General features: G+C 63.8%; 12 protein-coding genes and 1 other RNA gene. 8 read left to right on the plus strand and 5 right to left on the minus strand.

Going from position 1 to position 13846, the window contains the following annotated elements:
- Positions 1–24 precede the first annotated feature (24 nt).
- Genes modA through modC form a run of 3 tightly spaced genes read left to right on the plus strand, consistent with a single transcriptional unit; the run spans position 25 to position 2117 of the window.
- On the plus strand, positions 25–801 hold the full coding sequence (gene modA / locus AC1KVG_RS18780) for a molybdate ABC transporter substrate-binding protein (protein ID WP_481095376.1): 777 nt from the start codon (positions 25–27) through the stop codon (positions 799–801).
- A 15-nt stretch (positions 802–816) separates the two neighbouring features.
- Positions 817–1503, plus strand: a complete 687-nt coding sequence (modB, locus tag AC1KVG_RS18785) for a molybdate ABC transporter permease subunit (RefSeq protein ID WP_255087014.1) — start codon at positions 817–819, stop codon at positions 1501–1503.
- Positions 1503–2117 carry a molybdenum ABC transporter ATP-binding protein gene (modC, locus tag AC1KVG_RS18790; protein ID WP_481095377.1) on the plus strand — a complete coding sequence of 205 codons (615 nt, stop codon included), beginning with the start codon at positions 1503–1505 and terminating at the stop codon, positions 2115–2117. The genes modB and modC overlap by 1 nt, the downstream gene beginning before the upstream one ends.
- Positions 2118–2171: 54 nt before the next feature.
- On the opposite strand, the gene AC1KVG_RS18795 is transcribed toward modC, so the two are convergent.
- The 3 genes from AC1KVG_RS18795 to AC1KVG_RS18805 are packed head-to-tail and all read right to left on the minus strand — an operon-like array spanning position 2172 to position 4451.
- A complete protein-coding gene (locus AC1KVG_RS18795; protein ID WP_481095378.1) occupies positions 2172–2756 on the minus strand; it encodes a hypothetical protein in 585 nt (194 codons plus the stop codon).
- On the minus strand, positions 2753–4096 hold the full coding sequence (locus tag AC1KVG_RS18800) for a TonB family protein (protein WP_481095379.1): 1344 nt from the start codon (positions 4094–4096) through the stop codon (positions 2753–2755). The genes AC1KVG_RS18795 and AC1KVG_RS18800 overlap by 4 nt, the downstream gene beginning before the upstream one ends.
- A complete protein-coding gene (locus AC1KVG_RS18805) occupies positions 4086–4451 on the minus strand; it encodes a BlaI/MecI/CopY family transcriptional regulator (protein ID WP_481095380.1) in 366 nt (121 codons plus the stop codon). The genes AC1KVG_RS18800 and AC1KVG_RS18805 overlap by 11 nt, the downstream gene beginning before the upstream one ends.
- 154 nt (positions 4452–4605) lie before the next feature.
- Between AC1KVG_RS18805 and AC1KVG_RS18810 the strand changes: the two genes are divergently transcribed.
- The 5 genes from AC1KVG_RS18810 to AC1KVG_RS18830 all read left to right on the plus strand — a co-directional run bounded on the left by AC1KVG_RS18810 (position 4606) and on the right by AC1KVG_RS18830 (position 12743).
- Positions 4606–6564, plus strand: a complete 1959-nt coding sequence (locus AC1KVG_RS18810; protein ID WP_481095381.1) for an acetyl-CoA hydrolase/transferase C-terminal domain-containing protein — start codon at positions 4606–4608, stop codon at positions 6562–6564.
- A 140-nt stretch (positions 6565–6704) separates the two neighbouring features.
- On the plus strand, positions 6705–7880 hold the full coding sequence (locus tag AC1KVG_RS18815) for a phosphatidylinositol-specific phospholipase C1-like protein (RefSeq protein ID WP_481095382.1): 1176 nt from the start codon (positions 6705–6707) through the stop codon (positions 7878–7880).
- A 138-nt stretch (positions 7881–8018) separates the two neighbouring features.
- Complete coding sequence (locus AC1KVG_RS18820) at positions 8019–10733, plus strand: TonB-dependent receptor (RefSeq protein WP_481095383.1); 2715 nt, start codon at positions 8019–8021, stop codon at positions 10731–10733.
- A 313-nt stretch (positions 10734–11046) separates the two neighbouring features.
- The gene (locus tag AC1KVG_RS18825; protein WP_481095384.1) at positions 11047–12021 is read left to right on the plus strand and encodes a L,D-transpeptidase family protein; all 975 of its coding nucleotides are present in this window, start codon (positions 11047–11049) and stop codon (positions 12019–12021) included.
- 2 nt (positions 12022–12023) lie between these two features.
- Positions 12024–12743, plus strand: coding sequence for a M23 family metallopeptidase (locus tag AC1KVG_RS18830; RefSeq protein WP_481095385.1), 720 nt, complete (start codon positions 12024–12026; stop codon positions 12741–12743).
- A gap of 64 nt (positions 12744–12807) precedes the next feature.
- Here AC1KVG_RS18830 and AC1KVG_RS18835 read toward each other — a convergent pair.
- Together AC1KVG_RS18835 and AC1KVG_RS18840 are read right to left on the minus strand one after the other, a co-directional pair.
- A non-coding RNA gene (locus AC1KVG_RS18835) (sX9 sRNA) lies at positions 12808–12883 on the minus strand.
- Between the two features lie 60 nt (positions 12884–12943).
- Positions 12944–13705, minus strand: coding sequence for an SDR family NAD(P)-dependent oxidoreductase (locus AC1KVG_RS18840; protein WP_481095386.1), 762 nt, complete (start codon positions 13703–13705; stop codon positions 12944–12946).
- Between the last annotated feature and the right edge of the window lie 141 nt (positions 13706–13846).

Consider the following 13846-nt stretch of genomic DNA (forward strand, 5'->3'; position numbering starts at 1 on the left):
CTCTGACCCTGCTGGAGCTTACCCATGCGCACGATCGGTTTTTGGCAGCGCGCGTTCTGCGTGCTGATGCTCGCCCTGCCCGTCCTGGCCACTGCGCAGACTGCACCGGTGACGGTGTTTGCCGCAGCAAGCTTGAAGGAATCCATGGACGAGGCCGCGGCCGCTTACGAAAAGGCGACCGGCACGCCGGTACGCGTGTCGTATGCCGCCAGCTCCGCACTGGCACGCCAGATCGAGCAAGGCGCACCGGCAGACGTGTTCTTCTCGGCCGATCTGGAATGGATGGACTATCTGCAGCAGCGCGGCCTGGTGCTGCCGGCGCAGCGCCACAACCTGCTCGGCAATACGCTGGTGCTGATCGCCCCGGCCGCCAGCAAGGTGCACGTGGACCCGCGCAAACCTGGCGCGATTGCCAAGGCGCTCGGCGACAGCGGCCGGTTGGCGGTTGGCCAGACCACCAGCGTGCCGGCCGGCAAATACGCCGCCGCATCGCTGCGCAAACTCGGCCAGTGGGACGGTTTGAGCAACCGCCTGGCCGAGTCGGAAAGCGTGCGTGCGGCGCTGATGCTGGTCTCGCGTGGCGAGGCGCCGCTGGGCATCGTGTACGGCTCTGACGCACGCGCCGACCCCAAGGTACGCGTGGTCGCCACGTTCCCCGACGACAGCCACGATGCGATCGTGTATCCGGTCGCTGCATTGAAGAACAGCAGCAATCCCGACACCGTCAAGTTCGTGCAATGGCTGAGCAGCAAACCGGCCAAGGCGATCTTCACCCGCCGCGGTTTTTCGTTGACCGATTGAGGCGCGCCGTTGTCGATGTTCACCCCGCAAGAGCTGACCGCGATTGGCTTGAGTCTCAAGGTCGCGATCGTTGCCGCCATCGCCAGCCTGCCGCCGGGTATTGCATGCGGCTGGTTGCTGGCGCGGCGCCGCTTTCCGGGCAAGGCCCTGTTGGACGCGTTGCTGCACTTGCCCTTGGTGATGCCGCCGGTGGTGACCGGCTACGCGCTGCTGGTGGTGCTGGGCACGCAGGGGCCGGTCGGTAGCTGGCTGCTGGAATACTTCGGCATCCAGTTCGCGTTCCGTTGGACCGGCGCGGCGCTGGCATGCGCGGTGATGGGCTTTCCGTTGATGGTGCGCGCCATTCGCTTGTCCATCGAGGCCACAGACCGCCGCCTGGAAGCCGCCGCCGCCACGCTCGGTGCCGGTCCGTGGCGGGTGTTCTTCAGCATCACCTTGCCGCTGGCCTGGCCCGGTCTGGTCGCTGGCACGGTGCTGGCATTCGCCAAGGCCTTGGGCGAGTTCGGCGCGACCATCACCTTCGTGTCCAATATTCCTGGCGAAACCCAGACCTTGTCGTCGGCCATCTACGGCTTGATGCAGGTGCCGGGCATGGAATCGGGCGTGTGGCGGCTGGCTGGCGTTGCGTTGGCGATTTCGCTGGCGGCGCTGCTGTTGTCCGAGTGGCTGGTGCGCAGGCCGCATCCGCGTGAGGAAGACTGATGCTGGACATCGATCTGCAATTGCAGCGCGGCAACTTCCAACGCCACATCCGGATTCACGACGCCGCCCGCGTGGTGGCCTTGGTCGGCCCGTCCGGTGCCGGCAAGACCACCGTGCTCAATGCGATCGCCGGGCTGGTGCGACCGCAGGCCGGGCATATCCGCATCGACGGGCGGTCTCTGTACGACGCCCGGCAAGGCGTGAACCTGCCTACGCACAAGCGCAGCATCGGCTACGTCTTTCAGGATGCGCGGCTGTTTCCGCATCTGGATGTGCGCCGCAATCTGCGTTACGGCCGGCATGCGCGTGGCGCGGCGCCGTTCGGTTTCGATGATGTGGTGGCATTGCTGGGAATTGCGCCGTTACTGCAACGCCGGCCGCGCAATTTGTCCGGTGGCGAAGCGCAACGCGTGGCGATCGGCCGCGCCTTGTTGTCGCAACCGGCGATTCTATTGTTCGACGAGCCCTTGTCGGCGCTGGATCAGGCGCGTCGCGAAGAATTGATTCCCTACCTGCAACGCGTGCGTGACGAGATCCGTCTGCCGATGTTGTACGTCAGCCACAATCCCGACGAAGTGCAGCGCATTGCCGACAGCCTGCATGTGCTGGAGTAAGCGCAGCCGGGCAGCGCTGGTGCGTTGCGTCCACCCGCTGACGCAAGGCTTGCGTCAGCGGGCAACCTTGCCGGTGCGCACGCTGACCTTGCCCTGCCGCACCTCGAAGGTGAATGCGAACGACAGCGTCACCGGCACCGGCTCTTCGCCGGTTGCGCCGGTGCAGTCATCCAGCGCCGCCGGTTGCGCCACACCAGGCGCAAACGTGCACATCGCGGCCGGCACGAATTGCCATTGCTGCACCATGGTACGCACCGCCTGCACCAGATCGGCGTTGCCCGGCAGCAGACCGGCCGCGCATTCGTCGCGATCGGACATCGGATCGACGCGCTGCACCGCGCCTTCGGCAGTCAGGATCACATGCGCGCATACGGTGGTCGGCGGCAAGCTCTGCCGTGGCGAATCGGCCGGCAGCACCGGCGCCGCGCTGCGCAGCGCGCGCGGCATGCGGAAGCGCTGTGTCGGCGCCAGCGTATAAGGCTGGATCGAAGAATCGCCGTCGCCTCCCGACTGCGCGCTCAGCATGCGCTGGTCCACCGAATCTTCGCGCTGGCTGCGCTGCTGTTCCTGCACACGTGGCGTTGCGCATGCGCCAAGCGACAGCGCCAGGACTGCGGCGCAGATCGGAGCACCTCTCATCGCAGCGTCTCCTGCATCGCGCAGCCTGGCACAGCGCAACCGGCAAGGCGCTCGGAGGGTGGCGCATGCGATCGTGCAACGCTGGCGCTGGCATTGGCGGTCTTAGTCGTTTGCTCAGGCGCATCCAGTTCGAACTTCACCGGCACGCGCACGTTCGATGCAATGGCCTTGCCCTGTGCATACGCAGGTTTCAGTCGCCATTGGCGCGCTGCATCCAGCACCGCCTGATCGAAGACACCGGCCGGCGTGCTCCGCACGACGGCGATGTGCTGCGGTACACCGCCTGGGTCGACCTCCATCTGCAGTTCGACAAAGCCCTCGATGCCGGCATCGAACGCAGGTGCAGGATATTTAGGCGGTCGCATCGTGGTGAAATCCGCATAGTTCGACTCCCGCATGCGAGTGACACGCGCCGCATCGTTGTCTGCAGGCGCGGCGTAAGACACTGCTGCGATACGCGCTGGCTGCAGGGCCCAAGCGGCGGCACTGAGTGTTACCGCGAGCAACAGCACGCCCCCACTGCTCCAGCGCGAACGCTGGGCATCTTTCACTGGACCACGCAACGCCGCGATCCGCTGTGTCAACGGGTGCGCCGCAGCCCAATGACAGACGAGCGGTGTGCAACCGGCACCCAGCTGGGTCTTGAGCATCGCGGTGGCGTAGCTGCGTCGCTTGCCTGGATGCTGTGCCAGCACGGCCGCATCGCAGGCCAGTTCCTGATCCAGCCGGAACGCGCGCCAGGCCAGATGCATCAGCGGGTTGAACCAACCGATGCAGAGCATCAGGGCCGCAAGCAGATTGGCATGCAGATCGCCGCGGCGCAGATGCAGCCGTTCGTGCGCCAGCACCAACGCACGTTCGGCAGCGCAATAGCGCGTAGTGAAATCCGACGGCACCACGATACGTGGGCGCCAGATTCCCAATGAGGCCGGCAGCCCGGCGTCATGCGTTGCCGACCACAATGCATTGTCCAACGCGTACAAAGGCCCAAGGCTGCGCACGAAACGATGCTGCCGCCGCCACAGCATGGCTGCCATGAGCGCGGCGCCAGTCAGCCATACCGCCAATGCCAGCGTCGTCCACGCAGTAGCACCGTCATGCGCGTTGGAGAGCGCCGGCATCGCAGCAAGCAGCGGCACCTTCAATAGCGCAACATCCGATTGCGGGCTTGGCAGCACGGCGGCCAGCAAGGCGAGCGGAACGCATGCCCAGATCGCGTACGCCGCCGTTGCACCAAGCCAGCCGCGCAATGGGCGCCGCAGGAGCAGACAGATCGATAGCGCGGCCGCGGTGTAAAGCGTTGCGCGCAGCAGTAGCGGAACCAGTGCGTCAGGGCTCATCGTCCAACTCCTTGATCAGCTTTTTCAATTCCGCGATGTCGGACGCGCTGAGCTTTCCGCGCTCGCTGAAATGCGCCACCAATGGCGCCACCCGCCCACCGAAGAGCCGTTGCAGCAATCCTTCGCTCTGTTGCTGTACCCACTGCTCGCGTTGCAGCAGCGGGGTATAGAGATATTTGCGCCCGTCTTTCTGCGCGGCGATGGCGCCCTTGTTGAGCAGGCGATTGAGCAGAGTCTTGATGGTCGGCTCGGCCCAATCGGTCTGTGCCAGCGCTGCGACCACCTCTTCTGCCGTGCGCGGAGCAGCGTCCCAGAGCACTTGCATCACCACCGCTTCCGCATCGCTGATCGACATCCGATTACATCCGTAATTTTTACTGATTACATGCGTAAACGCAGTGGTTGTCAAGCCTGTTCCGCCTCGGGCTTCGAGCAGCGATTGCAGCGACCAACCGCAACGCCAACTGCCCAAGCAACCGGCTCGCCATCGGCTCGGCTACCCTGCAGGGATGACCGAACATCTCACTGACCTGCCCTCCGCCGTGCAGCGGATCCTGCAAGGTATCGAAGGCCCCTTGCGCGTCGGTGCACCGCTGGGCATCGGCAAGCCGCATCGGCTGTTGAACGCCTTGTATGCGCAGCTCAAGGACACACCGTCACGACCGCTGGCGCTGTACACGGCGTTGTCGCTCAATCCGCCCAAACCCGGCGCGGGGCTGGAGGCGCGCTTTGCCGCACCGTTCGTTGCACGCCATTTCGGTGACGACTTTCCGCGCTTGGCGTATGTCGACGACATGCTGCGCGACGCATTGCCGGCGCATGTGCAGGTGGAAGAGTTCTACATGCAGTCCGGCGGCCTGCTGCACTCCACCCAGGCGCAGGCCGACTACACGAGTCTGAACTACACGCACGCCGCTGCGGCGGTGGCGCAACGCGCGCCCAACCTGATCGTGCAAAAAGTGGCGCGCGAACCGGGCGGCACGCGGCTGTCGCTGTCGTGCAACAACGACATCACCCAGGACACACTCGATGCGGTGCAAGCGCTCGGCCTGCCACGTCCGCTGTTGGTGGCGGAAGTGGATACGCAACTGCCGTGGATCGGCGGCACTGCAGCGGTGGACGAGGCGTTCTTCGATCTAGTCATCGACCTGCCCGGCCCGTCGCCGCGCCTGTTCGGCTTGCCGCGGCAACCGGTGAACTCCGTGGACTACGCGATCGGTTTGTATGCCAGCACGCTGGTGCGCGATGGCGGCACCTTGCAGATCGGCATCGGCACGTTGGCCGATGCGCTGAGCCATGCGCTGGTGCTGCGACAGACCGACAATGCGACCTATCGGCGCGTGCTGCATGCACTGGATCCGGAGCTGGAACAGCATCCTGCGGTGCGCGCCAGCGGTGGTCTGGAGCCCTTCGAGATCGGCCTGTACGGTTGCAGCGAAATGCTCAATGAGGGTTTCAAGCAGCTGGTGGACTGCGGCGTGATCTGCCGCAAGGTGCACGACGATCTGCCGCTGATGCAGCGCATCGCCGATGGCAGTGCCGATGCAGCCGATCACGCGCGGCTGGCACGCGAAGGCGAGTTCCTGCACGGCGCTTTCTATCTTGGTTCGCCGGACTTCTACCAATGGCTGCGCGATCTGGATGCGGAGACCCGCGATGCCATCGGCATGCGCCGCATCAGCGAGATCAATCAGCTCTACGGCGGCAACGAAACATTGGAGCGCTTGCAACGCAACCAGGCCCGCTTCTTCAACTCCTGCATGATGGCCACCGCGCTCGGCGCGGCGGTGTCCGATGGGCTGGACGATGGGCGCGTGGTCTCCGGTGTCGGTGGCCAGTACAACTTCGTGGCAATGGCGCATGCCTTGCCGCAGGCGCGTAGCGCGCTGATGCTGCGGGCCACCCGCGATGCCGGTGCACAAGCGGCCAGCAATGTGCGCTGGAATTATGGGCACACCACCATCCCGCGCCATCTGCGCGACCTTTACATCACCGAGTACGGCATCGCCGATCTGCGTCACCAGACCGATCAGGACTGCGTGCTGGCGATGGCGAGCATCTGCGATGCGCGCTTTCAGGATGCATTGTTTGCCACAGCAAAGACATCGCGCAAGCTGCGTAGCGACCCTGCACTGCCTGCGCGCGCACAACGCAATACACCGCAAGCGCTGGAACAGGCATTGGCGCCGTTTCGCCGCGACGGCAGCCTGCCCGACTACCCACTCGGCAGCGACTTCACTGAGGTCGAGCAACGCGTGCTACGCGCACTGACCTGGCTCAAACGCGCCACTGCCAGCAATAGCGCGAAACTGACGACGGTGTGGCGCGCACTGCTGTCACGCGATGCGAGCGATGCGAACGACGCTAACTGCTTGCAACGCATGGCATTGGACACACCACGCGGCATCGGTGAGCGCGTGCAGGCGCGGCTGCTGGCATACGCCTTGGGCAAGACCAGATCGCACTGAGAGCGGCTTTGCCGGGATGTGCCGAGAAACGATGTCATGGCGCGTTTATCGCATTGTGACCCACGACGGCAACACTGCGGAAAGCGTTGCGTCAAATTTGGCCGGGATGATGGCGACCACCTTCTTTCCGGCTTCGGTGCATGCGCTTTCTACACGCTCTTTCGGCTTTGAATCCAGGCGATGACAGCAAAGCGAAGCCATCGCGCGCGAAGCGAAGCACTACGAGACACGTTGCATTTTTCGGCGTGTTGATAATGGCCAGCGTCACTTCACACGCCGCACCTCGCCTCACCGATCTGCAGTACATCGGTAGCCACAACAGCTACCACGCCGGCTTCGCCCCCAGCGAAGCGGCACTGCTGAAACAACTGAGCCCGGAATTGTTCGCAGCACTGGATTACCGCCATCCAGCGCTGACGCAACAGCTGGACGATGGCGTCAGACAGCTCGAACTGGATGTGTTTGCCGACGCGAACGGCGGCCGCTACGCGCACCCGGCGATCGTCGCGCAGATCGCCAAGGCCGGCTTGCCACCAGCACCGCCAAGCGCACCAGCCGGCGTGATGGACAAGCCGGGCTTCAAGGTCATGCATGTGCAGGATGTGGATCAGCGCAGCAACTGCCAACCCTTGATCGCCTGCCTGCAGGAAGTGCGCGCGTGGTCCAAGCAGCACCCCAAGCATGTGCCGATCTTCATCCTGCTGGAAACCAAGCAGGCGCCGGTGCAGCTGGCCTTTCCGACCGTGCAGCCGGAGCCGTTCGATACAGCGGCGCTGGATGCGCTGGATGCCGAACTGCGCTCGGTATTTCAGCCCGGCGAGTACCTTAGCCCCGACCAAGTCCGTGGCACGGCAGCTACGCTCAACGCCGCTGTGCTCGCGCATGGCTGGCCATCCTTGCACGAAGCACGCGGCAAGGTCGTGTTCCTGCTCGACCAACGCGCGGCCGGTGCGAGCTACCTGCCCGGGCATCCGTCATTGCGCGGCCGCGTGTGCTTCACCAACGCCGTGCCAGGCGAAGACGATGCCGCGTTTACTGAACTCAACGATGGCCCCGTCGAGAACATCAACCAGCTGGTGAAAGCCGGCTATCTGGTGCGCACACGGACCGACGCAGATCTGAAAGAAGCGCTGCACAACGACACTACGCGCCGCAACAGCATGCTGGCCAGTGGTGCGCAATTGCTCAGCACCGACTTCCCCGCGCACGAGCCAGCCAGCAACGGTTACGTGGTGCGCTTCGACGGCGATGCGGTCGCACGCTGCAATCCGCAGCTTCCGCACGCGCATTGCAAGGGCGTCGACCTCACGCATTGAGTGGGGTCACGTCCGCAATCGCACCACCCACGCCAAACCACACAGACCTGTCGCAATGGAAGGCGTCGGCGATGCACGTCTGTGCCCGCGTCATGCGGGCCGGGCACCCCACGTTCTCCAACTACGCGAGCCAACTGCATGCAGCACCCCCGCACCTTCCATCGCCTGACCTGCGCCATTGCGCTGGCGCTGTCCGCACCCGCGTTCGCCGAGACTCCTGAGCCCGCTACCACCACATTGGATTCGGTCAACGTACAGGCCAAACACGCTGCCACACCGGGATCGCTCAACGAGCAGCGCTTGTCCAGCAGCGTCAACAGCGTGATGAGCAAGCAGCAGATCGATGCCATCCCGTCGGGCGGCATCGCCGATGTCGTGTCGCACATGCCGGGCCTGTCGGCATACAGCGACATGCATCTGGGCCAGGCCACCACGGGCGAGAACGCCTACGTCAGCATCCGCGGCATGGATGCCAGCTACAACGCCTACACGCTCAACGGCTTCGGCATGCCCGAGACCGATTCGTCCACGCGCGCCATCTCGTTGAACATGCTGGCCCCGTTCGGCATCCAGTCGGTGCAGGTTTCCAAGTCGCCCACACCCGACATGCCGGGCGATTCGATCGGCGGCGCGATCGACATGCGCACGCCCAACGCTTTCGACTTTGATCGCGACGTCTATGCCAAGACCACCGCGCAAGGTCAGTTCAACGAGCTGGCCTCTGACCTGGGCGGCAAGGACACCGGCGGCACCTTCCAGCAGGAGCTGGCCTGGAAGTTTGGCGACGGCCATGCCTTCGGCCTCTACGCATCGGCCTATTACGGCAAGAACAACAACATGGCGCAAGCGCCGGCGCCCAACAGTAAGTACGTGCCGGCCGATCCTGCATTCACCAGTGCAACGGACCTGCGCGATGTCGGTCCATTGATCAGCACCCGCTACAAGTACAGCCTCTACACCAGTCAGATCGAACGCTATGGCGGCAATCTCTCGCTCGATTGGCAGGGCGACAACAGCGCACTCTATGCGCGTGCCATCTACGGCAGCTACGGCGTGACCGGGCAGCAGGATCAGTCCAGCGCGCGCCTGGAAACCTATCGCAACCAGCCCACCGCCGTGCGCGGCGGCTACTTCAACACGCACGATATCGACGAGAAGCTGGCAACGCTGCAACTCGGCGGCCAGACCACGCTGGATCGCTTGCGCTTCGACTATGGCAGTTCGGTCGGTCGCGGCACCCGCAGCCGTCCGGACTATGTGTCAGCCAGTCTGTATGGTTTTACGCCCGGTAGCTTCGCCTTCGACCTCAGCAACCCGCGCTATCCGAGCATCGCGCCAAGCTCGCCTGCATTGAAGGACTTCTTCTACAACCTGGATTCGTCGCTGCTGTGGAAGGTGCAGGGGCATGACGCCGGCAGTCACGACAACCGCGTCAACGCGCACACCGATATCACCTACCAGGTCGATGGCGATGTGCTGGACAGCGTCAAAGTCGGCTTGTCTGCCGATCACTCCGACCGCGGCGCCTATGATCATCCGTTCTTCCACAAGGACGGCAACTTCGTCACCAATGGGCCTTATTTTGGCGGGCCGAATTACGCGTTCCCCACTGCTGGCGGCCCGCCGCTGAGCGCGATCCCGGGACGTGTCACCAATAACGCGTTCGATGGCCGTTACGCAGGCCCGTTCAAACTGCTCAACCGCAACTGGATGCTCGCGCAGGCGCTGCCTTACAAGTACGTCAACGATCCCAATGGTGCGGGTGTCTACACCGCCAACGACTACAACGCCAACACCACCTCCAGCACCGAGGCGATCTATTCCGGTTACGCAATGGCCGCGCTGCATATCGGCTCGGTGAGCGTGCTGCCCGGCGTGCGCTACGAGTTGACGCGCTACTCGGCCCAATCCTGGCAATCCAGCGGCGATGGCAGCACCGGCCGTTTCGTCGGCACCGGCAGCACGTATGGGCAAGTGTTACCGGGCATCAGCGTCAACTATCGGCCAGACGATCTCACCGTGTACCGCGCTTCATTGCGCCGCAGTTTCAGCCGCCCGGCGTTCGGCCTGATTTCCGGCGAGACGGTGTACACCATCGACGACACCCAGCAGGTGGTCGGCATCTCCAAGCCCAATCCCGATCTGCATCCGAGCAAGGCCGACAACGCCGATCTTTCTGCCGAGTTCTACGACCACAACGGCGGCGTACTCAGTGCATCGACCTATTACAAACGCATCACCGGCTTCATCTATACCTCGCAATCGGCGACCAGCAACGACAACACGCTGGGCGGCCTGGTACCGACCGGCACCACGTTCGAAAACGGCGTGCCGGTGACGATGCCGCAGAACGGTGGCACCGCAAAGCTCTATGGCCTGGAGTTGGCGGCGAGCAAGCGCCTGCAGGACTTGCCGGGCATCTGGAGCAATTTCGGCGTCACCGCCAATCTCACGCTGCAACACAGCGAAGCAGACAGCAAACGCAGCGATCAACCGGAAAAAACCTGGCTGCCGCGCGCACCGGAGCGCATCTACAACCTGGATCTGTTCTACGACGATACGCATCTGCGCACCGACCTGAGCTACAACTATACCGGCCTGCAATTGCTGGGCTTGACCAGCGACCGGCTCAACTACTACCTGCAACCGGTGAAGTCGTTGGACTTCAATGCGACCTACCATTTGCCGCACCATATCGATGTGGGTGTGTCGGCCAAGAACCTGCTCAATGCGGCAACGTTTTACGAAACGCAGGGCAAATCCAAACGCTACATGGCCTACGATCCCGGCGCCGATGGTGCGTATGTACAGACCGGCCGGGTGTACATGCTGACGTTGGGCTATACCTACTGACGGCAGACCTGCAGACAGATGCGGCGCGATGTCTGCAGCTGCAAAGATCAGGTCTGCGCTGATCCAATCGATCGCCTGACTGACATACAGGCGATCGATTGTTGCGCGGTGCACGACTCCCTCCGCCGCCCGGGTAGACGCATGAGCAGCCGGCGGACGCGTCGACTCGGCAGCTGCGTGGAGGCGAGATAGCAGGTATCCACTTCTGACCCGCATCGAGACTGCGTTCTCAGTCAGTCCCGGTGCAGCCATTTCACGCAGACCACGCAGGCAGCTCGGGCAAGGTGCGCGCATGCCTCTTTCGGACCTGCTCATGCCCTCACGCTCCTACGCTCGCGCCTGCCTGCTCACTCTCGCCCTGAGCGCTTCATTGTCTGCATTGGCGCAAGCGCCGCAGCCCGCCGCTGCACCTGCAGCAACGCTTGCGGCGAAAGTCGTGCCGAGTGGCCCGCGTTCGGATCTGCATGCACAAGTCCTGCTGGATCGCGCGCATTTTTCGCCGGGGCAGATCGATGGCGAGCGCGGCTCCAATCAAAAGCGTGCCGTCTCCGGGTTTCAGGCCGCGCACAACATCAAGGTGACCGGTGAGTTGGATGACGCCACCTGGCAGGCCTTGCAGGCCGACGCCACGCCGGCGCTGGTGCAATACACGCTCACCGACGCGGATGTCGCCGGACCGTTCCAGCCGATTCCGAAGGGACCGGCCGAACAGGCCAAGCTGCCTTCGCTTGGCTACACCTCGGTGGATGAGGCACTGGGCGAGCGTTTCCATGCTGATCCGGAACTGCTGCGCCAACTCAACCCCGGCGTTGACCTGAGCAAGGCCGGTGGCGTGATCCAGGTGCCGAACATCGATGGCGTTGCGCCATTGGCCAAGCCGGCCAAGCTGGTGGTCGACAAATCCGAGTCGACGCTGCGCCTGTTTGATGCCGACGGCAAGGTCTATGCGCAGTTCCCGGTGTCTTCCGGCAGCAAGCACGATCCGCTGCCGATCGGCCGCTGGAAGGTCCTGGGCGTGGCGCGCGATCCCGTGTTCAAGTACAACCCCAAGCTGTTCTGGGACGCGAAAAAGGGCGATCAAAAGGCGACCTTGCCGTCGGGTCCGAACAATCCGGTCGGCCGCGTGTGGATCGACTTGTCCAAGCCGCATTACGGCCTGCACGGCACGCCGGAACCCGGTCATGTCGGCAAGACCGAATCGCATGGCTGCGTGCGCCTGACCAACTGGGACGTGGTCAATCTGGCCAGCGTGGTCGGCCCGTCCATGCCGGTGGTGATGCAGGAGTAAGCATGAAACTGCTGATGATGCTGGTGGTGGGGGTGCTGCTGGGTGCAGCCGGCTATTGGTGGCTGGAACGTGAGGCGCCGCAGGCGACAGTAGAGCCAGCGCCCACTGCTGCACCCGTGGCAACACAGCACGACGCGGCGCATACCGAACTGGCAGCATCTGCTGCTCCGGCACTCGCGCCACCGCCTGCCGTTGCCGCTGCGCCGGCAACCGATGCGGCGCCAGCCAATACGCCTGCAGCAGCAACGCCCGCGCCACCAGCTGGCACCGCAGTTTCAGGTGCTGGCTTGTTGATTCCGGTACAAGGCATCAGCAGCAGCCAGCTGCAGGACACCTTCACCGACGCACGCAGCGAAGGCCGCGTGCACGATGCCATCGACATTCTCGCCCCCACCGGAACAGCGGTCCTCGCAGTGGCAGACGGCACCGTCGAGAAACTCTTCAACAGCGAACGCGGCGGCCTGACGCTGTATCAGTTCGACCCGAGTGGCACGTATTGCTACTACTACGCGCATCTGGAGCGCTACGCCGATGGTGTGGCGGAAAAACAGCAGATCAAGCGCGGTCAGATCATTGGCTATGTGGGCAGCACAGGTAACGCAGATCCTGCGGCACCGCATCTGCATTTCGAGATCCATCGCCTCGGGCCGGAAAAAGAATGGTGGAAGGGCGAAGTCGTGAATCCGTATCCCGTCTTGCATGGCGATCAGACACTGCAGTGATGCACTGACGCTGTGGCGTACACAAAGGCCTGCGCGTCATGCGCAGGCCTTTGTACTTAAGAGCGGCTAACAAAACGTAGCGAGCGGTCGTCAGGTGGGTGCGGGCGGCGCGCAGGAACCGGAGTGTACGAGCGGTACATGAGGATTCCGAGCACCGACCGCGCCCGCCTGGCGGCTGCGCAGTAGGTTTGTTAGCCGCTCTAAATCAACATCCCACCAGACACCTCGATGCGCTGCGCATTGATCCAACCGGTGCCCGGCGCCAGCAATGCAGCCACCACCGGCCCGATATCGTCCGGCAGGCCAGGGCGGCCTAATGCAGTGACCGAGGAAATCATCGCGTTGACCTGCGCGTTGTCACGCACGCTGCCGCCATTGAAGTCGGTTTCGATCGCACCCGGCGCCAGCGTGTTGGCACGGATGCCCCGCGCGCCCAACTCTTTGGCCAGATAGCGGGTGAACACTTCCACCCCGCCCTTCATCATCGCGTAGGCCGACGAACCCGGCAGTGCAAAACGTGCAAGGCCGCTGGACACGTTGAGGATGCGTCCGCCATCGGCAATCAGCGGCAGCAACGTCTGGGTCAGGAAGTACGGTCCCTTGAGATGGATGTTGAACAGCGCATCGAATTGCGCAGGCGTGGTCTCGGCAATGGGCGCATGCAAGCCGGTGCCGGCGTTATTGACCAATGCATCGAAGTGGGTGCGATCCCAACTGGTCAACACTTCCTTCAGTTGAGCGGCAAACGCAGCGAAGCCCTCGACATTGGCAACATCCAGCTGCAAGGCATGCGCGCGACGCCCAAGCTTCTGGATGTCTGCGACGACTGCAGCAGCCTCGCCTGCTTCGCTGCGATAGGTCAGCACAATGTCGCTGCCGTCGGCAGCGAGCGCGAGCGCGGCGTTGCGGCCCAGGCCGCGGCTGCCACCGGTGATCAACGTGATGGGGGTGGTGTTCGACATGCTGTACTCCGGGGGTGAGGGATGATGCCAAGAGCGACCGTACGCCTGTAATGACGTCAGGCGCATCGGTGCCTGGCATTGGTGTCTGCCAGTGATCTTGTAGCGCGCGTTTGCGCGCCAGCCTGCGACGGTATGGGTATC

The organism is Xanthomonas sp. NCPPB 3959 (assembly GCF_056675575.1).